13 protein-coding genes are annotated in these 25328 nt (G+C 65.6%); all 13 read right to left on the bottom strand.

Annotated features, from left to right (window positions below; genetic code table 11):
- Positions 1 to 7 precede the first annotated feature (7 nt).
- The 13 genes from treY to lysS all read right to left on the bottom strand — a co-directional run bounded on the left by treY (position 8) and on the right by lysS (position 25308).
- Positions 8 to 2611: a malto-oligosyltrehalose synthase gene (gene treY / locus L2Y97_RS08695; RefSeq protein WP_247435531.1), complete on the bottom strand. Its 2604-nt coding sequence runs from the start codon at positions 2609 to 2611 to the stop codon at positions 8 to 10.
- The gene (gene malQ / locus L2Y97_RS08690) at positions 2608 to 4686 is read right to left on the bottom strand and encodes a 4-alpha-glucanotransferase (RefSeq protein ID WP_247435528.1); all 2079 of its coding nucleotides are present in this window, start codon (positions 4684 to 4686) and stop codon (positions 2608 to 2610) included. The genes treY and malQ overlap by 4 nt, the downstream gene beginning before the upstream one ends.
- Positions 4687 to 4688: 2 nt before the next feature.
- A complete protein-coding gene (gene treZ / locus L2Y97_RS08685) occupies positions 4689 to 6443 on the bottom strand; it encodes a malto-oligosyltrehalose trehalohydrolase (RefSeq protein ID WP_247435504.1) in 1755 nt (584 codons plus the stop codon).
- Positions 6440 to 8548 (bottom strand): glycogen debranching protein GlgX, encoded by a 2109-nt coding sequence (gene glgX / locus L2Y97_RS08680; RefSeq protein WP_247435501.1) that lies wholly within the window; start codon positions 8546 to 8548, stop codon positions 6440 to 6442. The genes treZ and glgX overlap by 4 nt, the downstream gene beginning before the upstream one ends.
- An 11-nt stretch (positions 8549 to 8559) precedes the next feature.
- Positions 8560 to 10746, bottom strand: a complete 2187-nt coding sequence (glgB, locus tag L2Y97_RS08675) for a 1,4-alpha-glucan branching protein GlgB (RefSeq protein WP_425492834.1) — start codon at positions 10744 to 10746, stop codon at positions 8560 to 8562.
- On the bottom strand, positions 10743 to 14060 hold the full coding sequence (treS, locus tag L2Y97_RS08670) for a maltose alpha-D-glucosyltransferase (RefSeq protein ID WP_247435499.1): 3318 nt from the start codon (positions 14058 to 14060) through the stop codon (positions 10743 to 10745). The genes glgB and treS overlap by 4 nt, the downstream gene beginning before the upstream one ends.
- A gap of 3 nt (positions 14061 to 14063) precedes the next feature.
- Positions 14064 to 17324 carry a maltotransferase domain-containing protein gene (locus L2Y97_RS08665; RefSeq protein WP_247435496.1) on the bottom strand — a complete coding sequence of 1087 codons (3261 nt, stop codon included), beginning with the start codon at positions 17322 to 17324 and terminating at the stop codon, positions 14064 to 14066.
- A gap of 158 nt (positions 17325 to 17482) precedes the next feature.
- Complete coding sequence (gene zipA, locus L2Y97_RS08660; RefSeq protein WP_425492853.1) at positions 17483 to 18523, bottom strand: cell division protein ZipA; 1041 nt, start codon at positions 18521 to 18523, stop codon at positions 17483 to 17485.
- 73 nt (positions 18524 to 18596) lie between these two features.
- Positions 18597 to 22097, bottom strand: coding sequence for a chromosome segregation protein SMC (smc, locus tag L2Y97_RS08655; RefSeq protein WP_247435491.1), 3501 nt, complete (start codon positions 22095 to 22097; stop codon positions 18597 to 18599).
- A gap of 223 nt (positions 22098 to 22320) precedes the next feature.
- Entirely contained in the window at positions 22321 to 22563 is a 243-nt protein-coding gene (locus L2Y97_RS08650) for a BolA family protein (protein ID WP_247436750.1), read from the bottom strand.
- Positions 22564 to 22580: 17 nt separating this feature from the next.
- Positions 22581 to 22880 carry a YciI family protein gene (locus L2Y97_RS08645; RefSeq protein ID WP_247435488.1) on the bottom strand — a complete coding sequence of 100 codons (300 nt, stop codon included), beginning with the start codon at positions 22878 to 22880 and terminating at the stop codon, positions 22581 to 22583.
- Positions 22881 to 22933: 53 nt separating this feature from the next.
- Positions 22934 to 23698, bottom strand: coding sequence for a hypothetical protein (locus L2Y97_RS08640; RefSeq protein WP_247435486.1), 765 nt, complete (start codon positions 23696 to 23698; stop codon positions 22934 to 22936).
- Positions 23699 to 23775: 77 nt separating this feature from the next.
- On the bottom strand, positions 23776 to 25308 hold the full coding sequence (gene lysS / locus L2Y97_RS08635; RefSeq protein ID WP_247435483.1) for a lysine--tRNA ligase: 1533 nt from the start codon (positions 25306 to 25308) through the stop codon (positions 23776 to 23778).
- Positions 25309 to 25328: the final 20 nt, after the last annotated feature.

Below are 25328 nucleotides of genomic sequence, written 5' to 3'. Positions count from 1 at the left end.
GGCGCCCCTATCGGTTTATCCAGGCGGCTACGGTGAGGTCGCCGAATAGCCCAGCCGCCGGTGCCACGCCCCCTTCCCTCTTCTCGCTGCCCAGCAGGCTGTTCCACTTGCCAGCGGGAAGCTCAAGCGATGTGCCATCCCAACGTTCCGTCGGGATCGCCGGGGCCGACAACCCGGCCAGCCAGGGCGCCAGGTGCCGCCCCACCGCCACCACCAGCTTTTGCCCGCGATGCTCGCGCGCGAAGGCCAGCACCTTGTCCGCGGCCGGCCCAACCGCCTCGAGCGCCCGGTACGTGCCTCGGGCGAACAGCTCCGGGTGGGCCTTGCGAGCACAGAGAAGGCGCGCGATCACCGACTGCTTCAGTGCGCCATCCCGCCATGAGCAGAGCGCATCGACCGGCGCCGACTCCCTCTCCAGCGACGCTGAGCGCGCCAGGAAATCCACCGGCCGCCGGTTATCCGGATCCACCAGGCTGAAATCCCAGTACTCCGTGCCCTGGTAAAGATCCGGAACCCCCGGGGTCGTCAGCCGCAACACCGCCTGCGCCAGGCCATTGGCCGCACCTGGCGCGCCGATGTACTCAGCGAAGGCATGCAATTCCTCCGCAGCACCACCCGACAGCATCGCCCTAAGGAAATCTTCGCACGCGTCCTCATACGGCTCGTTCGGCGAGGTCCACCGCGTCCAGCGCTTCGCTTCACGTAGCGCCTTGCGCTGCCACGCGGCGATACGCGTCGCGAAACGCTCCAGTCCTTCGTCATCGTCGGGCGCCAGGCCCAGCGGCCAGGCACCGACCAGCATCTGATAGAGCATCGCCTCATCGGAGGCAGAAGGTGCCATGCGCCCGTCGGCACGCTGGCGATGGTCCGCGTGACGGATCCGCCAGCGCTCCACCGTGATGACCCAGCGCTCGGCCACCTCCGAAAGCACGGCCAGGCGGGCGCGCAAATCTTCGCCGCGCTTGTGGTCATGGGTGGCGGTGGCCAACAAGGTATGCGGCAGCGCCATGTGCCGTTCGGCGCAACGGGCATGGAACGTGGAAGGCGGGATCGCGAGGTGCGCCGCGTCCACGCCCACCTCGTTGCGCGAAAGCAGGCGTCCATAGCGATAGCCCGCCGTGTCTTCCACGGCTTTCGCGGCAACCGGCGATGTCGCCTGCTGGAATACGGCGATGGCCCGCTCGCGCGCGCGGCGCACGGGGCCTGGCGGCAACGTGCGCGGAGCCTCACCGCCAAGCCAGCGCGCGACCAGGTGCAGCAGTTCGGCATCCTCCTGCCGCAAGGTACGTAACGCGCCCTCCACGGCACGCGCGAACACGGATTCATCGAACGCATCGCGGCCAGCGCCACCCGCGTATGTGCGGTACACCGGAAAATGGACCAGCAACTCGACCAGCACACGCCGGATCGCGGCCTGGGACACGTCACGCGTTGCCACATCGGCGCGCGCGGCGGCAAACAGGGCACGCGCTGTTCGATCGAGTTCGGCTTCGAAACTGTCGACCAGGATCTGCCGGCGGGCACGTACGGCCTGCGTCGCGAAATCCGCGGCATCCCCGGTCAGGCGCCGCCATAGCTCGGTCAACGGCGCCTCGCCACGCTCGTCGTGCAACACCGCCGATACCTGGTCCATGAACTCATACCCCGTGGTGCCATCCGTGCGCCAGTCGGCGTGCAATGCCTCATCTTCGGCAAGTATCTTCTCCACGACGAGATACGCGGCATCGCGTGGCGCACCCACCGGCCGCTGCGTACGCAGGCGCTCCAGGCGGTGGCGCAGCTGCCGGCAATATCGGCGCGGATCCGCCAGGCCATCGACGTGGTCGCAACGAACACCATCGATAAGACCCTCCGCATACAGCCGGAAGATCGTGCGGTGGGTATCCTCGAAAACGGCGGTGCGTTCGATCCGCAAGCCGGCCAGCTCATTGATGTCGAAAAAGCGGCGGTAATTCACCATGTCACTGGCGAGCTTCCAGAACGCAAGGCGGTAATGCTGCTTTTCGATCAGCTCATGCAGGCGCGCCCTGCCCCCATCGTGCCGTGGCTCGTGCACATGCAACGCATCGTCGCCAAGGGCCGCGGCGGAAGCCGGCGACAGCGGGAGATAGTCGTCATACAAACGCAGCACCCACGCCTCGCCACGCCGCGCCAGGCGCAGCTGCCCGCTGCGCAGCACGGCGTCATACCCATCGCCCAGGATGGGCAATAGCACCCGGCCGCGTACCAGCGGATCGGGGGCTAGCCAGTCGATATCGAAATAGCCGGCGTAGCGGCTTTCTCGCCCATGGCGCAGGACATCCATCCACCAGGCGTTCTCGCTGCCGATACCCATGTGGTTCGGCACGATATCGACGACCAGCCCCATGTCGTGTGCGCGTAACGCGGCGACCAGCCGACCCAAGGCCTCCTCGCCGCCGATTTCCGGGTTCACCTCATGGCAATCCACCACGTCGTAGCCATGCGTCGAACCGCGGCGTGCACGGAGGATGGGCGAAGCGTAAAGGTGGCTGACGCCCATGCGCGCGTAGTAACCCACCACATCCACGGCATCATCGAGCGTAAAGCCGGCGTGGAACTGAAGCCGGCCCAGCGCGCGCGGTGGGCTCACGAACGGTTCCGGGTCTGGTCGATCGCCGCGCTTACCGCATGGGCGATCGGGCCATCGAATAGCCGCGACGATGAATCCGGCATGCGACGACGCCAGTTGGGATGCACCGCGTCCGTTGGGCCCGGCAAGTTGGGTTGCTCGTGCAGGCCAAGCACATCTTCCACGGGGAAGATGGCGATCGGTGCGGGGGCTTGTGCCACATGCTTCGCCGCCGCCACCACGACAGGTGAGATATCGTCCGGCCCCGGCGGTGTCTCCGCGTTCCACGCGGAGCCCGATGCGACCATGGAACTCCACAGGCGGTGGCGGTCGGCCTCGCGCCCGGCCACTTCGTCCACATCGGGATCATCCAGGCCCGCCTTCTTCCGCCAGGCGATGTCGCGGCCGCTCCACCATCCCGCGACCGTCGGCACGTCATGCGTGCTGGTCGTCGCCATCGCCGTCGCGGACCAATCATGTGGCGCCATAAACCCACCATCGGCCGCACGTTCGAACCACAGGACGCGAATGCCCAGCACGCACTTCTCGCCAATGGCCTGGCGAAAATCCCCCGGCACCGTACCGAGGTCCTCACCAATGACCAACGCTCGGTGTAAGTGACTCTCCAGCGCAATCAGGCGCAACAGGTCCTGCAGCGGGTAGCGAACATAGGCCCCCTCCGTGGCCCCCGCACCGTGCGGCACCATCCACAGTCGCTTGAGGCCAAGGATATGGTCGATCCGCACGCCACCCGAATAGGCGAGCGCGGCGCGCAACATGCCGATGAATCCACGGAAGCCTGTATCGCGCAGGCCACGCGGCGAGAACGTTGTAAGACCCCAGTCCTGGCCAAGGCGGTTGAGTGCATCCGGCGGTGCGCCCACGGAAAGCCCGCGGAGCATTTCAGCCTGGTGGGCCCACGCATGGCTGCCACCGGCATCCGCGCCCACGGCAAGGTCGGCGATCAGGCCGATTTTCATGCCGGCATCGCGTGCGGCTTTCTGCGCACCGGAAAGCCCCTGCGCCGCCAGCCATTGCAACCAGGCATGAAAGCCGACCTCGCGTGAATGCTCGCGCGCAAATGCGGCCACCTCGGGGCTGGAAGGGTCATGGAAGGCCGCCGGCCATCCCTGCCACCCACCGGGCCGGCCGTGCGCGGTGAAATCGGCATGCAATGCTTCAAACCGGGCATGCCGCTCAAGCGCCTCGCCCTGCTCCCTGCGGAACGCGGCGAACCGTTCCGAATGAGCGAAGTCCACCGAGGCCCACTCGTAGACGGAGCGCAGGATCGTCATGCGCGCACGGGCGGCGCGCGGCCAGTCGATCAACTCCAGCCATTCCAGCTCGGCCAGTTCCTGGCGCAGGTTGTGCGTGTCAATGACCGCACGTACGGTCTGCTCGCCGCTGGTCTGCACCGGATCCACGTAAAGGCCGTTGAGGAACAGACGGCTGGATGGCGCGTAAGGGCTGTAGCGCTCCGGCGCGGCGGCGAACAGCGCATGCACGGGGCTGATCGCCAGCGCGTCGGCGCCTTTCTCGGCCGCCGCCCGGGCGCACAGGCTCAACGCGGTGAAATCACCGATACCGCCATCGCCGGGGCGACGCAGTCCCGACACCTGCACGGCCATGCCCCATGGACGGTGCAGCCCTTTCACATCGGCGACGCTGAACGCCCGCGGCGGTGCGACGGCGACGGTGACCTCGGCGTCGTCCAGAAACAGCGTGTAGTAACCGGGCTCGCGCGGTGCAGCGAGACGACCATCGCCGGACGCCAGTTCGCCCTCCGCGATCAAGCTGTCGTTTTCCCCCAGCAGCTTCCAAGTACGCCCGCGCGGTGCCGCCGGCACGTTGATGTCGGTTCCGGCATCCGCCGTGATCATGCGCGGAAGATAACTCCCTGCCCGCTCCTCCTCGAGCCGGTGCAGGCTCTCCTCCACCTCCCCCGCGCTATCCGCTGGCAACCCCAGCGCCTGGAGCACCGCGCGTAACGTATCCGCCGGCACCGACTGGGGACGATCCAGCGCATCGCGCCAGTGGACATCAACGCCTGCTTGTTCGGCCAGCAGTGCAAGGCGATCGTCGAGGGGGGCGTTCACGGTCAGGACTCCAGGCAAGCGAGGGCACGGCGTGCTGGCAGCAGCCCGCGTGAAAGGGAGGCGATATCCGCAGCGTCGCCATGCAACCACGCCGCCGCGGGTGAAGGTGGCTGGGCCAGCGCCGCATCGGCGTCGCCCAGGTTGACAAAGAGGGACAAGGTGCCTGTTCCACCCAAGGACCACGAAGCCATGAGGGCCTTCTCGCCGAGGGCCGTGGCGCCACGGCTCACGGCGGTCTCGCTATGGGGGCTAACGTATTTCGCACGCAGGCTGATCAAGCGCTGCACGAGCGCCATGCGCACGTCGGTCCGCTCGCCGTCGCCACCGGGAATGGAGCGCTGGAAGGTGTCGGGATGATTGGGATCGGGCAGATCCTCGCCACCGAAACGGGAAAACGCGGCGAACTCCTTGCGCCGGCCGTCGCGAACCGCGGTCCGCAGCGCCTCATCCGGAAAATCAGTGAAGAAGAGGAAAGGCGTACGGCTCCCCCATTCCTCGCCCATGAAAAGCATGGGGACAAACGGCGCAAGGAGCAGCAACACCAGGGCCGCCTCGACGACCTCCGGCTCCACCAGTGCGGTCAGCCGTTCACCAAAGGCACGGTTGCCTACCTGGTCGTGGTTCTGCAGGAAGTTCACGAATCGCGAGGGTGGCAGGTGCGCGCTGGGTTCGCCTCGACGGCGGCCGGCGAACTTTTCGCCCTGGTATGAAAAGCCTTCGCGCAGGCTGCGCAGAAGCTTGTCCATCGGCGTGGTGTAGTGCGCGTAGTAGCCTTCCTGTTCTCCCGTGAGGAGAACGTGCAATGCATTGTGGAAATCATCGTTCCACTGCGCATCGAAGCGCCCGCGCCCCAGCAGGTTGGCCTGGTTCGCTTCGTTCTCGAGCACCAGGTGCACGTGGCGCCGGTTACCGACGGCGGCGCGCACCCGTGCGGCCAGCGAGGAAAGCCAGCCCGGGTTGCCGATGGCATGGACCGCATCAAAACGCAGCCCATCCACCTGGTACTCCTCGATCCAGTACAGCGCGTTGTGCACGAAAAAGTCGCCTACCTGCGGCGTCGACACACCGATGGCCGAACCCCACGGCGTGTCGGCATCTTCATCAAAGAAGCCTGACGCATAGGCATGCAGGTAATTACCTTCCGGTCCAAAGTGGTTGTAGACCACATCCAGGAACACCATCAGCCCCAGGCCGTGTGCTGTATCGATCAGTGCCTTCAGCTCATCGGGCGTGCCATACGCTGCCGCCGGCGCATACGGCAGTACGCCGTCGTACCCCCAGTTGCGCGAGCCGGCGAACTCCGCCACGGGCATCAACTCCACCGCCGTGATGCCCAGCGCCGCAAGCCGCGGCAACGCCTTCGCCACCCCCGCGTAACCGCCGAACGCCCCCACGTGTAACTCGTAGAGCACCGTCTCGTGCCACGGGCGGCCCTGCCACCCCGCGTTGATCCACTCGTACGCGGCGGCGTCCACGACCACGCTGTAACCATGCACATCGCCATTAACCTGGCGGCGCGACGCGGGGTCGGGTACGGCCAGGTTGTCTCGCAAGCGAAAGCGGTACGCGCAGCCCACCCCACGTGGGCAGATGCATTCGAACCAGCCGTCATCGAGCGCACGCATGCTCGCGACGTGCCCGTCCTCACACTCGAGCGCTACCGATTCCAGGTCAGGAGCCCACAGGCGGAACCGCGTATTACCGTCACCCATGGGGCGCGCGCCGTAAGGCATGGCATGGGTGAACCGGGCGCTCATGCCTGCTCCAGCCGCACCGTTGCCGCGAGCAACACCACGCTATGCCCTTCCACTTCGATCGTCGGTTCGCTCCAGGCGGTTTCCGGTGCCGTCGGCTCCGCGCTGTTGCAACGGCGCCGCCATGCCACTCCTGGCTGGGGAATATGGAATACGTGCATCTCGGGCGTCGCGTTGATCATCACCAGGGTGACGTCCGCGCGCTTCTCGCCATACGCCTGCGCTCGCCGCAACGCCAGCAGGCGTCCTTCCGTGTAGCCCCAGGTATCCTGGGTCATCTCCGATCCACTTTCGTCGAACCACGCCACTTCGCGAATGCCGGGCAGCACATCGGTATCGCCGCGCAGGAAGTGCGCGGCACGCAGGGTCGGGTGCTGCTCGCGCAGGCGCACCAGCCGGCCCACGAAATCGGTCAGCTCCTTGCCGCGATCGGACGTAGCGAGCTTCCAGTCATACCAGGAGATCTCATTGTCCTGGCAGTACGCATTGTTGTTGCCATCCTGTGTGCGCCCGAACTCATCACCGCCCAGCAACATGGGCGTGCCGTGCGAGAAGAACAGCGTCGATAGCATCGCCCGCTTGACCCGGTCACGCGCCAGGCGGATCGCGGGATCATCGGTAGGTCCCTCCACGCCATGGTTGTAACTTTCGTTATCGTTGCCGCCGTCGCGGTTGTCTTCACCGTTGGCCAGGTTGTGCTTGTCGTTGTAGCTGACCAGGTCTTCCAGCGTGAACCCATCGTGCGCGGTAAGGAAGTTCACCGACGCCCACGGCTTGCGTCGCTGGTGATCGAACAGTTCGCCCGAGGCCTGCAGGCGGCCGGCGAGGATGCCGCGCATGTTCGAATCGCCCTTCCAGAACTTGCGCACGTCATCGCGGAATTTGCCGTTCCATTCGGCGAAGCCCGGCGGATGATTGCCGAGCTGGTAGCCCCCGGGGCCGATGTCCCACGGCTCGGAGATCAACTTCACGTTGGCGAGCACCGGGTCCTGGCGCATGGCATCGAACAGGCCGCAATTCGGATCGAAACCATTCTCCTCGCGGCCCAGGCTCACGCCCAGGTCAAAGCGGAAGCCATCGACGTGGAAGGTGTTGACCCAGTAGCGCAGCGAATCCATCACCAGCTGCAGCACGCGCGGGTGGGCCGTATTCACCGTGTTGCCGGTGCCGGTATCGTTGATGCAATAGCGCGGGTTATCCGGCATGAGCCGGTAGTAGCTCTTGTTGTCGAGGCCGCGGAACGACATGGTGGTACCCATCTCACTACCCTCGCAGGTGTGGTTGTAAACCACGTCGAGGATCACCTCGATCCCTGCGGCATGCAGCGCCTGCACGGCGGCGCGGATTTCGTTCAGGGCGCCCTCGGCCAGGTAGGCCGGTTCCGGCGCGAAAAACGCCAGCGTGTTGTAGCCCCAATAATTGCGCAGCTTCATCTCGGTGAGCCGGCGATCCTGGAGGAACGCGTGAACCGGCAGCAGTTCCACGGCGGTGACGCCCAGCTTCACCAGGTAATCCACGACGTAGGGATCGGCCAGCGCGATGAACGTACCGCGTTCATGCTGGCGGATACGCTTGAGGTTGCGGGTGAAGCCCTTCAGGTGCGTTTCGTACACCACCGTTTCGTTCCACGGTGTGTGCGGCCGGTTGCCCTGCGTCCAGTGCATGGGTTCGTCCACCACCACCGCCTTGGGCATGGCGGCAGCACTGTCACGGCGATCGAACGAGAGATCGGCGCGTGGTGACGATACCCGGTACCCATGCAGCGCATCGGACCAGCGAACCTGCCCGTGGAGCAACCGGGCATACGGATCGAGCAGCAGCTTGTGCGGGTTGAAACGGTGGCCTTCCTCCGGTGCATACGGGCCGTGGGCACGAAAGCCGTACAACGTCCCGCCACGCACGCGCGGCAGGTAGCCGTGCCAGACTTCATCCGTGCACTCGGGCAGGTCGTAGCGCGCGATCTCACGCTTGCCCGACGGATCGAAGAGGCACAGTTCGATGCGCTCGGCGTGGGCGGAGAACACCGCGAAGTTCGTCCCCATGCCATCGCAGTTCGCACCAAGGGGATAGGGCGATCCGGACTGCATGCGTTCGGGAAAAGTGGGCATCGCGTTCCTCTCTAGTCAGCCACGAACATCAACGTGGCCAGGGGCGGCAGGCTGACGACCAGGGACCGGTCGAACCCATGCGAGGGCACCTCCTGGGCGTGGCGCTCACCTTCGTTGCCAACGCCAGAGCCGCCGTAATCGGTGGCATCCGTGTTGATCGCCTCGCGCCAGCGGCCGCCTTCGGGTACGCCAATGCGGAAACTGTGCCGGGGCGTCGGCACCATGTTGCTTATCACCAGCACCGGCCTGCCGTTCTCGGCGAAACGCAGCCAGGCAAAAACACTCTGGTCGGCGTCATCGCCGATCACCCAGCGAAAGCCGCGCGGGTCCGTATCCCAGGCGTGCATGGCAGGCGTGCTCGCGAAGAAGCGGTTGAGGTCGCGCACGAGTGTCTGCATGCCGAGGTGCAGCGGCGCATCGAGCAGGTCCCACGCTATCTGCGCATCATGGTTCCACTCATGCGGCTGGGCGATCTCGCCGCCGGTGAAGAGCAGTTTCTTGCCGGGATGCCCCCACATGAAGCCGTAGTAGGCACGCAGGTTGGCGAAGCGCTGCCATTCATCGCCTGGCATCCGCCCCAGCAGCGAGCGCTTGCCGTGCACCACTTCGTCGTGGGACAGCGGCAGGACGTACTTTTCCGAGTACGCGTAAATCATGCTGAAGGTCATCTCGCCGTGGTGCCAGCGGCGATGGATCGGATCACGCGACATGTACTCCAGCGAATCGTGCATCCAGCCCATGTTCCATTTGAAGGTAAAGCCCAGCCCGCCCTCGCCCACCGGCCGGGTCACGCCCGGCCAGGCCGTGGATTCCTCGGCGATGGTCATGCAATCGGGGTGGCGCTCGGCCACCAGCTGGTTCACCCGGCGCAGGAACGCGATGGACTCCAGGTTCTCGCGACCGCCATGGATGTTGGGCACCCATTCGCCATGCTTGCGCGAGTAGTCGCGGTAAAGCATCGAAGCGACGGCATCCACGCGTAGGCCATCGACGTGGAAGCGCTCCAGCCAGGCCAGCGCACTGGCGATAAGGAACGCGGAGACCTCGTTGCGCCCCAGGTTGAAGATCAGCGTGTTCCAGTCCTGGTGGTAGCCCTCGCGCGGGTCCGCGTGTTCGTACAGCGGGGTGCCGTCAAAATGGGCCAAGCCGTGGATATCCGTCGGGAAATGCGCGGGCACCCAGTCGACAATGACACCGACGCCCGCCTCGTGGCAGCGGTCGACGAAACGTGCGAACGCCTCAGGCGTACCGAACCGGGACGTGGGAGCGAACTGCCCAAGTGGCTGGTAACCCCACGAGCCGCCAAAGGGGTGCTCGGAAATGGGCAACAGTTCGATGTGCGAGAAACCCATGCCGGCCACATAGGGAATCAGGCGCTCGCCGATATCATCCCAGTGCAGTTCCTCACCCTCTTTCCCTCGCAGCCATGAACCAGGGTGCAGCTCGTAGATCGAGATCGGCGAGCCGGCGTGGTGCAGGTTGCCGCGCTTGCGAAGCCATGCGTCATCGGTCCAGCGGAAGGCTTCAGGATCGGCCACGATGGATGCGGTTGCCGGCGGCAGCTCGGCGGCCAGGGCCACCGGGTCCGCGCGCTGGGTAAGCGAGCCATCGGCGCCCCATACCTCGTATTTGTAACGGGCGCCAGGCAACAAGCCAGGCACGAACAGCTCCCACACGCCGGCCGGTACGCGCTTGCGCATCGGCTGGCGGCGGCCATCCCAGCTGTTGAAGTCACCCACCACGCTCACACGCTGCGCATTCGGTGCCCAGACAGCGAAACGCACACCGTGCACGCCATCCACCGTGACCGGATGCGCGCCCAGGCAACGGAACAGCTCGATGTGCGATCCATCGGAAAGGCGGCCAAGGTCGTCGTCGCCCAGCAGCGTGCCGAACGCGTAGGCATCATGCGTATCGTGCGCCGCGGCGGGCCAGCGCACGCGCAGCCGGTAAGGCGTATCGCCATCCACGAAGCCGGCGAAAAGGCCGCCATCGTGTACCTTCTGCAATGCCGCCAGGACACGGCCGCCCGCATCGATGGCCTCGACCTGTAATGCACCGGGCTGCAAGGTACGAACGCTGCGCCGGCCATCGACGAGGTGCGGGCCAAGCAGCGCGAACGGATCGCCATGCCGGCCGTCGACAAGGGCGTCGACGGCGGCACGGTCGTCGAGGCCGTGGGTGCGCAGATCGATCACGTATCCTCCTCCAGTTCCCTGGCGGTATCGCCCTGGGCGGCATGCAGCAGGCCGTGCAACGGTACGTCCAGCCACCCGGGGCGGTTCGCCGCCTCATAACTCACTTCATAGGCCGCCTTCTCGATCACGAACAGTTCGATCAGCGGGGCAAGCGCGTCCGCGCTCACCCAACGCACGGGCGCGGCATCGAGCACGGCGCGGTACGCCTGCAGGAACACGCGTGACGCGCGCTCACGGAAGCGGGCCAGGTAATCGCCGAAGCCGGGGTCCTCCACCGGTGCCAGGCCATCCTCGCCACGCCGCGCCATGGCGGCGGCGTAATCCAGCGAACGCAGGAAGCCGGCCACGTCGCGCAGCGGCGTGCCCTTGCCGCGCCGCTCGGCGAGTGAACGGGCGGGCTCACCTTCGAAATCGATGATGTAAGCATCATCCTGCACCACCAGGATCTGACCCAGGTGGAAGTCGCCGTGCATGCGGGTCAGCACCGCTCCTGGGCCCGCCTTGGCCAGTCGGGCGACGCGATCGTCCAATGCCCCGGCCAGCCCGCGCAACGATTCGCCATCGGCCCGGAGGTCGTCACCCACACCGTTGGCGCCCTCCAAGGCCAGCAAGGCACGCCCCACTTCGGCACGGACGGCGTCGCGCCAATGGTTCGCCGTGGCGTCTGTCGCCTTCTCGGGTTCGAATGCAGGAATGCCCGACGGCTTCGCCAGCAGGGCGTGCAACTCGCCCAGACGCGTGCCCACCGCGGCGGCAAAGGCATCGTAGCCACCTTCGATCTCTACCCTCCGCTCATCATCGGTCGAGTGGCTGTACTCGTCGTAGCTGCGCCGCAGGAAATCCAGCGTCCATCGCCAGGCATCGCCCTGGTTGCGCAGGAATCCCTGGAGCACGGCAATGGTGGTGCGCTCCCCGCTTTCGTTGACGCGCACCACTTCGCCAAGCAACGGCGACGTGTTCGCATAGCCGTGTTCGGTGAGGAAGCGGCCCATCTCCACTTCGGGGTTGATGCCCGCCGACGTGCGCCGGAACAGCTTCAACACACCGGCATCGTGCAGGATCATGGAGCTGTTCGATTGCTCACCGGCGAGCCAGCGGCTTTCGATCGCCGGATCAAAGGCCACGGTATCGAACACCGGCGTCTTCTCGAACCGGACGGTGCCCCCGTTCACGGCAATCTCGGTGCCGTTGCGCAAGCCGATCAGCAGCCCGGAGGCAAACTCAGGCAACGCGAAGCCATCGGTCAGCAAGCCAATGCGGCGGCCCCGGCGCACGCGCGCGAGCGCCAGCTGCTGCACACGCGCGTGCGGGTTATCGTCTTCCCACGCGATGCCGACCGGCACGCTGTAGCGCTCCTTGCCGCCGTCGGCGAGGGTGGCCTCCACTTCCGTCAGGATCAGGTCGTCGCCACGGTCGGGCCAGGGCGCCGCATAGAGCACGTGCACCGACTCGATGCCACGATCCTTCGAGGCGAACCAGCGCCGCACGGCCAGGTAGCCCGGCAACACCTGGCGCTCGATGACGCCACGGTGATGCTCCATCACGGGCCCCTCCACCAGTGCGCCGCGCACGACCAGCGTTTCGTAATCAGGCAGCGGTTCGGCGGGCACTTCGTGCCACTCGGGCATCTGTGCGTTGGGGCATAGCTGGAACGCGTAGAAACCGTACGGCGGTACGGTGAGCAGGTACGGCAACTGGCCGACCGGCGGGAACGAGGTACCACCGACGATATCCACCGGCACCTGGCCATCGAACGACGCAAGGTCGAGCTCCACGGCCTGCAGCGTGCGCGACATGTTGGCCACGCAAAGCACGTGTTCGCCACCGAACTCACGCAGGTAGGCAAGCACTTTCCGGTTACCCGGATAAAGGAATTTCAAGGTGCCCCGCCCGAAGGCCTTGTAGCGGTTGCGCACGGCCAGCATGCGCCGCGTCCAGTTCAGCAGCGAATGCGGATCGCGCTGCTGCGCTTCCACATTGATCGCCTGGAAGCCGTACAGCGGGTCCATGATCGGCGGCAGCACCAGGCTGGCGGGATCGGCGCGGGAGAAACCCCCATTGCGGTCCACCGACCACTGCATGGGCGTGCGAACGCCATCGCGATCACCCAGGTGGATGTTATCGCCCATGCCGATCTCGTCGCCGTAATACAGCACCGGCGTACCGGGCATGGTCAGCAACAGCGAGTTCATCAGCTCGATGCGCCGACGGTCGCGCTCAAGCAACGGCGCCAGGCGGCGACGAATGCCGAGGTTGATGCGGGCACGGCGATCGGCCGCGTAGGTCTGCCACAGGTAATCGCGCTCGTTGTCGGTCACCATCTCCAGTGTGAGCTCGTCGTGGTTACGCAGGAAGATCGCCCACTGGCAGTTCTCCGGGATGGCCGGGGTCTGCCGCATGATGTCGGTGATGGGGAACCGATCCTCGCGCGCGATGGCCATGTACATGCGCGGCATGAGCGGAAAATGGAACGCCATATGGCATTCATCACCCTTGCCGAAATAGTCCTGGGTATCTTCCGGCCACTGGTTCGCCTCGGCCAGCAGCATGCGATCAGGGTAATGCTGGTCGATTTCCGCACGCATCAGTTTCAGGATCTCGTGCGTCTCCGGCAGGTTCTCGTTGTTCGTGCCTTCGCGCTCGATAAGGTAAGGCACGGCGTCCAGGCGCAAGCCATCCACGCCCATGTCCAGCCAGAAGCGCATCACTTCCATCACCGCCTTCAGCACCGCGGGGTTATCGAAGTTGAGGTCCGGCTGGTGCGAGAAGAATCGATGCCAGAAGTACTGGCCTGCCACCGCATCCCAGGTCCAGTTCGATTTTTCGGTATCGAGGAAAATGATGCGCGTGCCGTCGTAGGCCTGGTCCGTGTCCGACCATACGTAGAAGTTGCGCGCCGCCGAGCCTTTCTTCGCATGGCGCGCGCGCTGGAACCAGGGGTGCTGGTCGCTCGTATGGTTGATGACCAGCTCGGTGATCACGCGCAGCCCGCGCTTGTGCGCCTCGCTGATGAAGCGCTTCGCGTCGCCCAGCTTGCCGTAATCCTCATGCACCGCCTTGTACTCGGCGATGTCGTAGCCATCATCCCGGCGCGGGCTGGGATAGAACGGCAACAGCCACAGCGTGTTCACACCCAGGTCCGCGATGTAATCCAGCTTTTCGATCAGGCCCTGGAAATCGCCTACGCCATCATCGTTGGCGTCGAAGTACGACTTCAGGTGCACCTGGTAGATGATCGCATCCTTGTACCAGAGCGGATCCTTCGAAAACTCCGGCGCTTTTGCTTGCTTATGCACTTTGCCGCGTGTAGCCATGGATCAGACTCCAGGTAGACGCACATGCCAGACCGCATAGGGTTGGCCGAGGCCAAGCCACACATGTTGAACTGGGCCGCGCCAGGCGATGGGTTGGGTATGCAGGAGGTCGTGGATATCGAGCGCATCGCCAGGGCCGTAGCCCCAATCGCCCAACGGGAGTGTCAGGTCCGCGGCCTGGGCGTCGTGCGGGTCCATGCTGATCGCGACCAGCACGACGTCATCACCCGCGCGCTTTTCGAAGAACAGCACCTGGTCGTTGTTTGCAGGGAGGAAACGCACGCCAAGGTGGGTCTGCAACGCGGGATGCGCACGGCGAATCTGGTTCAGCTGCGTGATCTCGGCCACGATGTTGCCGGGCGCGTTGAAGTCGCGAATGCGGATTTCGTACTTCTCCGAATCCAGGTACTCCTCCTTGCCGGGCATGGGGGCGGACTCGCAGATTTCGAAGCCCGAGTACATGCCCCAAAGGCCCGATAGCGTGGTGGCCAGGGCGGCGCGGATCAGGAAACCGGGGCGCCCCGAGGTCTGCAGGAAGTACGGATCGATATCTGGCGTATTGACGAAGAAGTTGGGCCGGAAGAAATCCTTCGGCGGTGTCGTCGTCAGCTCGGTCAGGTAATCGATGAACTCCTGCTTCGAATTGCGCCAGGTGAAGTAGGTGTACGACTGGCTGAAGCCCACCTTCGCCAGCCGGTACATCGGTTTCGGCCGGGTAAACGCCTCCGAAAGGAACAGCGCATCCGGGTATTTCGCGCGAACGCGGGCAATCATCCATTCCCAGAACGGGAACGGCTTGGTGTGCGGGTTATCGACGCGGAAGGTACGCACGCCCTCCCCCGCCCAGAACAGCACGGCGTCGCACAGCGCCTGCCACAGCGATGGCATGGCCCCATCCTTGTAGAAATCGACGTTGACGATGTCCTGGTATTTCTTCGGGGGGTTCTCGGCGTACTTGATGCTGCCATCGGGGCGCCAGTCGAACCATTCCGGGTGCTCCTTCAGCCATGGATGATCGGGCGAGCACTGGATGGCGAAGTCCAGCGCGAGTTCGAGCCCGTGCTCGTGCGCCGCATCGCGCAACGCGCGGAAGTCCTCGATCGTGCCCAACTGGGGATGGATCGCCGTGTGGCCGCCCTCGGGCGAACCAATGGCATAGGGGCTACCTGGATCGTCGGGGCCCGGCGTCAACGTGTTGTTGGGGCCCTTGCGGAACGCCTTGCCGATCGGGTGGATCGGCGGGAAATACAGGACATCGAAGCCCATGTCACGAACGGCCGGCAAGCGATCGATCGTGTTGCGGAAGGTACCGTGTACTGTCTTGTCGGTGGTCATCGAGCGCGGGAAGAGTTCGTACCAGCTCGCGAACAGCGCTTCACGGCGATCGACTTCCACGACAAATGCCTGGGTAATGGTGGAGCGTGTACGCGGATCGGTCGCCGCCATCAGGTCGACCGTGCTCTCCGCGAGGAGCAGCCCAACGCGTTCCTCGCCCTCGGCTTTCTCCACCGCGGTGGCGAGCGTACGCAACGCTTTCGCTTTCGGGCCCGACGCGTCTTTCGCGCGGACATCCACCATCAGGCGCCCTTCTTCCAGCTCAAGCGCGACATTGACGCCGGCCGCGTGTTTCACCTCGAGTTCGTGGTGGTAGCTGCCGAAGGGGTCGTGCCAGGCCTCGATCTGGAACTCGTGGCGACCGATCCGCGTTGGCGTGAAGGTCGCTGTGTGGATATCGTTGTTCACGGGCGCCATCACGACCTCGCGCCAGGCTTTTTCGTCCTGGGCGCGGTAGCGCAAGCGCGCGGCGAGCACTTCATGGCCATCAACGAAGATGTCGGCTGTCACCGTGATGGGCTGGCCGACGATGCGCTTGGCGGGAAACTGCCCGCCGTCGACCGTGGGCTGTACGCTCTCGATCGCGACACGTGGTGCCCTGGTCGCGGCGTTGATCGCCTCCTTCTGCGCCGAGGCGCCGAGTTTGCGTTTCGCGGGCTGCCCAGGCGTGCCGGACAAGGTGAGTACCGCACCGGGTTCGAGTATCACGCTATCTCCCTGGTCGAATACCTTGCGCCCATCGGGTGTTACCCAGGGCGTGAAATGGCTCGCCGCCCCCGCCAGCGCGTCGCCGGCGGTGACGAGCGATTCGCGATCGAGTGATGCGTTCACCAGCGTCAGCGTGGCGTGCGCGGCCCGGCGCGGATCGGCACCAGCCACAGTGAGGAACGCCGCTACCCCGCCACGCGCGGTGATGTGAGGCGCGCCGGGCACCTCTTCGCCCACGGATGCGTTTGCGGCCTTTACCGTGTCGGTCAGGTCAGCGGCGGCGGCCGCCGCAAAATCCTTCGGTGTCGTGGGTTTGCCACGGCGCGGATCGAGCGCGTCATGCACCGCATACTCAAAACCCATTGGCATCAGCCAGCCCGCCGGTGCTGTCGCGGCGAACGCGATGGCGCGTCGGTACGCATGGTCGAGCTGGTTTTCTTCGCCCAGTTCATCGCCCAGGCGGGTCGCGAACGGCTGCTCGGTACAGGCGAGCGACGGCGCGATCGCTTGCAGCCGCATCGCTTCCTCGGCGAACCACGGTGAACGGAAATCCCACCATGCCGAGGAGTTCACGACCGCATCGAAGCCCGAACCCGCCAACGCTGCAAGTTCTTCCGGGGTGCTCCCCGGGGTCCAGGCAACAAAGCCCACCCCGGGTGACTCAGCGTGAACGGCCTCGATCAAGGCCTTCCAGCGCGCGGCCCCGAGGCGCTGCGGATGCATCAGCCGGAAGCCGAGCACACCGGCCTTTGCCCAGCGGCGCAACCGTTCCACCCACCATTGGGTCGCGGCCTGCGCCACATCGGGATCGTTGAGGCGCCAGCGCGCGCTATCGCTTTCGCTCGGTGTCCAGCGCGGATCGGGCGTGCCGTGTTCGGTCGCTACCGCGCGAAACCAGCCTGGGTTCTCCTGGCGTACAGGGGCATCGGCGGCAAGCTCATCGAGCGGCAGGTCGAGCCAGAGTTCGAGATTGCGCGCACGGCAGGCTTTTGCGAGTTGCTCGATACGGGTGGTCGCGTCGCCATCGGCAGCGAGCGCCGGATTCAGCCGGTCGAAATCCCGCGTGACAAACACATCGCCCGCCGGGGACGTTTCGAAGGGCGGCGCCATGAGCAGTTGCCGGAAACCGAGTGCCGCGGCGTGATCGATCCACGCATTCCACCCCGTCATCGGGCCGGCGATCAGCGGATGCAGGTAATAAATGCAGAAAGGCGCACGCATGCTTGCCGACATTGCCTCGTGTTCCCAAAGGGGTTGGACACAAGCATGCCGGGCCGGATGTGTGCATCGTGCCAATGACCCGGGCACGCAGAGCAATCACATTGGCGCAGATGGGTGTTGCTATTTCGTGAATGCCCCAAGACGGGGCAATGTGCAGGTTACTGGCCGAACTTGATTTCTTCGCCTTCGTGGCCGCGGTCCCAGCCGCGCAATTCATCGCGGATGTGCGCGATGCGCTGGCGACCGAGGGCATTGCGCTCTTCATCGAGCACGAGCCCATCAAGGAGCTCGGCAAGGCGCTGTGCCGTGGGCAACATCGCATCCCACGCATCCAGCGCGGCGACCGGGCCCGGCAACGCCATGAAGAACGACAGGCCCGGCGTCTGCAGGGTGGCGATGCGCGCCATGTCGAAATTGCCCGGCTTCACCAGGTTCGCCACGCTGAAGATGGGTCCCTTCTCCGGGTGCCCATCCACCAGCCGGTGGTAAATGCCCATGTCACCGAATTCGAGGCCGGCCTTTTCAGCGGCGACGACAAGATCGGAACCCTGGAAGCGCTGGCCTTCGCGCGAGACGACGTACAAGCTGACGATGCGCTCCACGGGCGCATTACCCGGGCGACGCCCCAGGTCCGAACGCGGCGGGGTCTTCGCTGGCTGGGGCGCGGGCGCAGGCGCGGGCGCAGGTGCCGGAGCTGGGGCCGGCGTGGGCGCGGCGGCCGAGGGGCGTGGCGGCACCGGCTCATCCAGGTCGAACGGGAGATCCAGGTCGATATGCGGCTCGGTACGCTGCGCCGGGCGCGGCGACGGCGCTGGCGTGGGTGCCGGTTCCACCTGATCGTGCACAGGCTGCTTACGCTCGCCAGCCAGCGATGCGCCCAGGCGTTCCAGCTCGGCGCGCAGATCGACGTCCAGCTCGCCCTGCTTCGGCGAGGGGCGGAACAAAGGATCGTTCGCATCGTCATCACGCGACCCAACGACCGGGGCAGGCGTATCGAAGCGATCATCGAAGGAATCGTTATCGCGGGCGCTGAAGGACAGCTCGTCGCCGCCACGGGGGGCCTCATCGCCGAACACCGGCTCGCGGCGCTCACGCGGCCGATCGGGCTGCTCCGGTGCAGGCTTGCGCCGGCCCTGCTCCTTGCGCGGCTGGCCAAACAGCCATATCAGCACGAGCACGACGATGCCGACGAAGAGCATCGGGATGCCGACGGCAGGGTTCCAGGCGAGGCCGATGGCGGGATTCATGGGGCGGTAATTCCTTTGGTAATGCTCAGGCGACGCCGGCGAGCTTGGACGCCTCAGCCAGGTCGACCTGGACGAGACGCGACACGCCCGGCTCGCGCATGGTAACGCCGCACAGCTGGTGTGCGGCCTCCATCGTGGCCTTGTTGTGGCTGACGAAGATGAATTGCACCTTTTCGCTCATTTCGCGAACCATCGCCGAGAAGCGGCCCACGTTGGCTTCGTCCAGCGGCGCATCCACCTCGTCCAGCAGGCAGAACGGTGCGGGATTGAGACCGAAGATAGCGAAGACGAGTGAGACGGCCGTGAGGGCCTTCTCGCCGCCGGAAAGCAGTGTGATGTTGGACACGCGCTTGCCCGGCGGGCGGGCCATGATGGCGACGCCGGTATCGAGCAGGTCCTCACCGGTGAGCTCAAGGTAAGCGTGGCCGCCACCGAACAGGCGCGGGAACAGCTCCTGTACGCCCGCGTTCACGCGGTCGAACGTTTCCTTGAAGCGCTGGCGCGTCTCGCGATCGATCTTCTTGATCGCACCCTCGAGCGTTTCCATCGCACTGGTAAGGTCGGTCAGCTGCGAATCCAGGTATTCCTTGCGCTGGGATTGCTCGGCGTGTTCCTGGATGGCGGCCAGGTTCACCGGCTCGAGGCGCGCGATCTTTTGCGCCAGGTCGGCCAGCTGCGATTGCCACTGCGACGGCTCGGCATCTTCGGCCAGCTCGGCCAGCAACGGCTCGAGTTCAAGACCGGAGGCGGTGATCGCCTGCGCAAGCTGCTCGGCACGCAGCTGCAACGCCTGGGCCGCAAGACGCTTTTCGGCCACGTTCTCGCGCACCTGGCTGAGCACGTGCTCCACGCGCTGGCGCTCCTGCTCCAGGCGGCGGAACTCCGCGTCGCAATCTTCCAGCGCGCGGCGCGCCTCGACCAGTTGCTTGTCCACCAGCAGGCGCTGGTCGAGGTAGGTCTGCCGCTCGGATTCCAGCTCGGCGATGGGATCGCTGCCGGCGGCAAGCTGTTCGTCGATTTCTTCGCGGCGCATCGTCACCTGGCGCAACTGGGTATCGAGGCGTGCCAGCGCCTGCTCCAGCGAGGTGAGCGCGGCACGCTTGGATTCCATGCTGAGCGCCAGCGCGTGCGCCTGTTCAGCGGCCTCGCGGGCGTTCATGCGCGCTTCTTCGCGCGCCTCAAGCAGTTCGCGGCGTTCGTTCTCAAGCCCACGGCGCTCGTCCTCGCGATCGCCCATGTGGCCAACGGCTTCGTCCAGGCGTGCGCGTGCTTCGCGGGTCTGGCCCTGCAATTCATCGAGCTGCTCGACCAGCGTGCTGATCTCGCCGCCAACCTTCTCGGCGCGGGCGCGCGCGGTTTCCATCTTGCCGCGGTGGCTCTGCAACTGGCCGGCCAGCTCTGACAGCCGGCGATGTGCCGCGTAAAGATCGCGCTGTGCATCATCGCGCTGGCGCTCGGTCTCGAACTTGCGCGTACGCAGGTCTTCGAGCTGCTCGGTACGCTCCTCGATAGTCGCTTCGAGGCTTTCAATCTGTTCGGCCAACTGGCGAATATCGCGCTCGCGGGCGAGCACGCCCACCTGGTTGCCCTGCGCGCGGAGCACACGGGTCCAGCCTGGGCCCATCCACGCACCATCCCGAGTGATCACCGACTGGCCAGCGCCAAGGGAATCCGCACGCGCGGCGGCCGCCTCCACCGAATCGGCGACAAACACGTTCGAAAGCAACGCGACCGCGGCCGAGGGACCGCGCACGTGGCCCGCCAGCGTGCCGGCGGCACCCGGGCCACCCTTTTCACTGGCGAAGAGCGCCACGTCGGCTTCGCCCAGCGCATTGAATTCCGGTGCGAGCGCGGTCGGTGAATCCACCAGCACGCCATCGAGCACGCCGGAAAGCACGGTCTCCACAGCGGATTCGTACCCGGCATCCACCTGCAGCGACTCGCCCAGGCGGCGCGCATCGGAAAGGCCCAGGCGTTTCAGCCAGCCGGTTGCGGCCGATTCTTCCTGGCCCAGCGCTGCGGTCTGCAGGGCCTCCAGCGAGGCCTGACGACCGCGCGCGGTCTGCAGCTGCTGGCGGGCATCGTTCAGTGCCGACTGCACCTGGCGCTCATCATCGAGCACGCGCTCGTAGGCCACCTTGTGCTGGTCGAGCACGCCGCCGAGCTGCTCCACGCGCTCGCGTTGCGTATCGTGTTCCGTATCGAGCTGTTCGGCGGCCGCATCCAGCGCGGCCACATCGGTCGCTTTCTGCTCGGCTTCCAGCGCTTCGCGCCGGCGCGAAAAATCCACTGCCTGGCGATCGAGGTAGGCCAGCTTGGTGCGCTCCACTTCCGCCGCACGGGTGGATTCCGACGCGCCGCGCGTATGCGTATCCCAACGCTGCTGCCAATCGGCCAGGCGCGACTCCGTCGAGCGCTGCGCCTCGCCCGTGTCATCCTGGATCTGCTGCAGCGATTCCAGCTTGGGTTCGCCTTCGGCCAGGGCCATGCGCAGGGTTTCCACCTGCTCACGATCCGCATCGATGTGGCCCTGCAACTCACCCAGTTCGCGATCGGTCTCTGCCTTCGAGCGGGTCAGGCGCTCTGCCAGGTCACGGTTGTGCCGCACCTGCTGTTCGACGCGGGCGATCTCGGCGCCGACCTTGTAGACCTCGGCCTGCACCTGGTTGAGGTGTTCACTGGCGCCCTGGTGGCGTTCGCGCACCGTCTCCATCTGCGCCTCGACCTGGCGCTGGGTGGCGGTGTGCTTCTCAATTTCGATTTCGTACTCGCGCAGGCCCGAGCCTTCACCCTGGCGCTGGCGATCCAGCGTGCGGTACTCCAGCGCGCGCAGTTCCGCCTCGCGGCGGGTCTGCTCTTCCTTGAAGCCCTTCCAGCGCTCGGCGGCGCGCGCCTGGCGGTTCAGGTGGTCCAGCTGCTTTTCCACCTCGTCGCGCACATCGCGCACGCGGTCGAGGTTTTCGCGGGTGGACTTGATGCGGCTCTCGGTTTCCTTGCGGCGCTCCTTGTACTTGGAGATGCCCGCGGCCTCTTCCAGGTGGGTGCGCAATTCTTCCGGTGCCGCTTCGATGATCTGGCTGATCATGCCCTGCTCGATGATCGAGTAGGAACGCGGGCCCAGGCCGGTGCCAAGGAACAGATCGGTGATGTCGCGGCGGCGGCAGCGCGCGCCATTGAGGTAATACGAGGACTGGCCATCGCGGCTGACCACGCGCTTGACCGAGATCTCGGCGAAGCTGGCGTACTCACCCTGGATGGTGCCATCGGCGTTATCGAAGATGAGTTCAACCGCCGCCTGGCCCACCGGCTTGCGCGCGCTGGACCCGGAGAAGATCACGTCGGTGAGCGAATCGCCACGCAGGCGGCTTGCCGCGGATTCACCCATGACCCAGCGGATGGCGTCGATGATGTTCGACTTGCCACAGCCATTGGGACCGACGACGCCGGTCATGTTGGTGGGCAGGTGCAGCGTGGTGGGGTCCACGAAGGACTTGAACCCCGCCAGCTTGATCGTGGTCAGACGCATGTTTGGTTCCGTTGGGACGCGGGCTTTCAGCCACCCCTTGGCTGATCGATCACTTTGCCAAAGGGGTCACCCCGGCGCAATACGCGAAATTACGCGAGAATAATAGCGTAACTGACTGATTGCAGGAGCGTGCTTACACACGATGGGGCTGTGGGAGGCCTGATCGCGCGCAAGCGCGCTCCTACGGGGCGCCGCCGGGGGCCGAAAGACCGGGGCGGCGGACTTATTCCCCGGGCGCTTTCGCGTCGATCGAGAGGGCGTGGATGCCGTCAGGCATCATGTCGCCCAGGGCCTGGTACACCAGGCGGTGGCGCTGGATGGGGTTCTTCCCCGCGAAGGCCGGGCTGACGATCCGGGCGAAGAAATGGCCCTTGCCCTCGCCTGAGTGGCCGGCGTGCTTATGGCCCTCGTCGATCACATCGAGCTCGACCGGGGCCAGCGCCTCGGTCAGGCGCTGGCGGATCATCGCGACCTTCTCGGCGGTCACGGCAGGACCACTTTGAACGGGCGGACCGAGACTTCCTTGTACACGCCAGCGGCAATGTACGGATCCGCCTCGGCCCAGGCCTGGGCGGCCTCCAGGCTATCGAACTCGGCCACGATCAGGCTGCCGGTGAAGCCGGCCTCACCTGGATCTTCCGAATCGATCGCCGGGAACGGGCCGGCCAGCTTCAGGCGGCCCTCTTCCTTCAGCGCGGACAGGCGCGCCACATGGGCCGGGCGCACCGAAAGGCGGTTGGCCAGCGAATTCGGGTGATCGATACCGGTGATGGCGTAGAACATGGGGGAGCTCCGGTCAGTGGACTGCCCATTGTATCGGCGGCAAGGGGGTGGCGTCAGTGCGCCGTTGCGGACGCCGCCTTGGCAGCGTTGGCAGCCTTCGCCTCTTTCGCGGCGTTCTCCGCCGCCTCTTCCGCCGCATCCTCGGCGTCTTCCTCAGCCTCCACATCGCTGTGGAACATGTTCAGCGCGAAGGTCTTGCACTGTCCCACGGAAAGCTTGTGGATCGACGTACGGATCGACCAGTCGTTCAAAGACTCACAACGGGGGCCGCGAATGCCGGCCATCAGCACCCCGGCAGCTTCGAGGGCGCCGGATTCGTGATGAGGCATCGCGGAGACGTCGGCCCAGCCGCGTTTGCCGGTCACCGTATCCGTGACCGAAAAATGGAGGTTGGCATCCACCGAGGAGACGGTGGCGTACTTGCCCGCGTCCTGGGTCACGCGGTGGGATTCGGCCGGCGCAAGAATCATGCGGTAACGGGTACCGATCGAGGCCTCGGCCGCCAGATCGGGTGCGAACTCGCGCGGCTGCTCTTTGGTACCGACGCTGTAGTCGATCACCTTGACCTTGCCTTGCAGACCCTGAGATTTCGTACGAAGCGCGGCGGCCATGTCCTGGCACGCCTTCAGGCCCAGCGCCGCGTCACGCCCATCGATGAAGCCGAAGAAGCCACCTTCGACCGGGCAATCCGGCACGTAGATCGTCACGGGGAGCAACGCGTCGCCCATGGGGATCGGCGTTTTGAGTACGGCCGGGCCGCAGCCGGCGAGGAACAACAGGGCAGCCGCAAGAAGCGGCGCCGCGAGGCGGATACGCATGACGAGTCCTTTCGATGTTGGGACGGAACAAAGCGGGCCACCCTCGCTTGGGTGGCCCGAGTGGGAACGTTAGCCGATCAGGCCTCGGGGCGCATGGTCGGGAACAGCAGCACGTCGCGGATGGACGACGAGCCGGTGAGCAGCATCACCAGGCGATCGATGCCTACGCCCAGGCCGCCAGTGGGCGGCAGGCCCACTTCCAGCGCACGGATGTAGTCGGCGTCGAAGTGCATCGCCTCGTCATCGCCGGCATCCTTTGCATCGACCTGGGCCTGGAAGCGCGCCGCCTGGTCTTCCGAGTCGTTCAGCTCGGAGAAGCCGTTGGCGATTTCCTTGCCGTTGATGAACAGCTCGAAGCGATCGGTGATGCCCTTGTCGGTATCGCTCTCGCGGGCGAGCGGCGAGACCTCCACCGGGTGATCGGTGATGAAGGTGGGCTGCACCAGGGTGTGTTCCACCGTGGCCTCGAAGATCTCGAGCAGCAGCTTGCCCCAGCCGTAAGACGGCTTGACCTGGATACCAAGGCGCTTTGCGTGCGCCGCCATGGCCTCGCGATCACGCAGGTCGCCCGGCTTGATCTCGGGATTGAGCTCCAGCACCGCATCTTCCATGCGCCAGCGGCGGAACGCCGGGCCCACGTCAACGGTGGCGCCATCCCATTCGATGACCGTATTGCCGATGACATCGGTGGCTGCCGAGCGAATCAGGCCTTCGGTGATATCCATGATCTCGTGGTACGTGGCGTAGGCCTGGTACAGCTCGAGCATGGTGAACTCGGGGTTGTGCCGCGTGGACACGCCCTCGTTACGGAAATTGCGGTTGATCTCGTACACACGGTCGAAGCCGCCCACAGTGAGGCGCTTCAGGTAAAGCTCCGGCGCCACGCGCAGGAACAGCGGGATATCCAGCGCGTTGTGGTGCGTGGTGAACGGGCGTGCGGTGGCACCGCCCGGGATCACGTGCATCATGGGCGTCTCGACTTCCATGAAGCGGCGCGGCGCGGCCTCGAGCCAACGGCGGATGTGGCTGACGATCTTCGAACGCAGCTGGAACGTGCGGCGTGCTTCCTCGGTAACGATCAGGTCGACGTAGCGCTGGCGGTAGCGCTGCTCCACGTCTGCCATGCCATGGTGCTTATCCGGCAGGCCACGCAGCGACTTGGTGAGCAGGCGGATCGCTTCCACCTTTACCGAGAGTTCGCCGGTCTTGGTGCGCATCAGCGTGCCGGTGGCACCGACGATATCGCCCAGGTCCCAACGCTTGAAGGCGTTGTAGGTTTCCTCGCCCACCGTGCCGTGGTGGATGAAGAGCTGGATGCGGCCCGTGCCGTCTTGCAGTGTGACGAAGCTGACCTTGCCCTGGCCACGGCTGAGCAGGATGCGGCCGGCCACGGCCACCTGGCGGGGTGCGGCCTCGATGGCTTCGGCCGTCCAGGTGTCCTTGTCCTCGAACTCGGCCTGCAGGTCGCCCGCGAAGCTATCGACCTTGAAGTCGTTAGGGAACGCGATGCCCTGCTCGCGCAGCGCTTTCAGTTTCTCGCGGCGCTCGGCGATGAGGCGGTTCTCGTCGGCGGCAGTTGCGGGAGTGGCGGCGCTGTCGTGTTCGGTCATGGCTTGGCTATAGGTCGTTT

The organism is Luteibacter aegosomatissinici (genome assembly GCF_023078495.1).
GTDB lineage: Bacteria > Pseudomonadota > Gammaproteobacteria > Xanthomonadales > Rhodanobacteraceae > Luteibacter > Luteibacter aegosomatissinici.
Note: the sequence above shows the minus strand (reverse complement) of the source record. Positions and strands in the feature narration are given on the sequence as shown.

Coding starts and splice junctions, on each gene's coding strand:
- treZ (WP_247435504.1), bottom strand. CDS start 6,443: ATGAGCGCCCGGTTCACCCATGCCATGCCTTACGGCGCGCGCCCCATG.
- glgX (WP_247435501.1), bottom strand. CDS start 8,548: ATGCCCACTTTTCCCGAACGCATGCAGTCCGGATCGCCCTATCCCCTT.
- treS (WP_247435499.1), bottom strand. CDS start 14,060: ATGGCTACACGCGGCAAAGTGCATAAGCAAGCAAAAGCGCCGGAGTTT.
- L2Y97_RS08665 (WP_247435496.1), bottom strand. CDS start 17,324: ATGCGTGCGCCTTTCTGCATTTATTACCTGCATCCGCTGATCGCCGGC.
- zipA (WP_425492853.1), bottom strand. CDS start 18,523: ATGCTCTTCGTCGGCATCGTCGTGCTCGTGCTGATATGGCTGTTTGGC.
- smc (WP_247435491.1), bottom strand. CDS start 22,097: ATGCGTCTGACCACGATCAAGCTGGCGGGGTTCAAGTCCTTCGTGGAC.
- L2Y97_RS08650 (WP_247436750.1), bottom strand. CDS start 22,563: ATGATCCGCCAGCGCCTGACCGAGGCGCTGGCCCCGGTCGAGCTCGAT.
- L2Y97_RS08645 (WP_247435488.1), bottom strand. CDS start 22,880: ATGTTCTACGCCATCACCGGTATCGATCACCCGAATTCGCTGGCCAAC.
- L2Y97_RS08640 (WP_247435486.1), bottom strand. CDS start 23,698: ATGCGTATCCGCCTCGCGGCGCCGCTTCTTGCGGCTGCCCTGTTGTTC.
- lysS (WP_247435483.1), bottom strand. CDS start 25,308: ATGACCGAACACGACAGCGCCGCCACTCCCGCAACTGCCGCCGACGAG.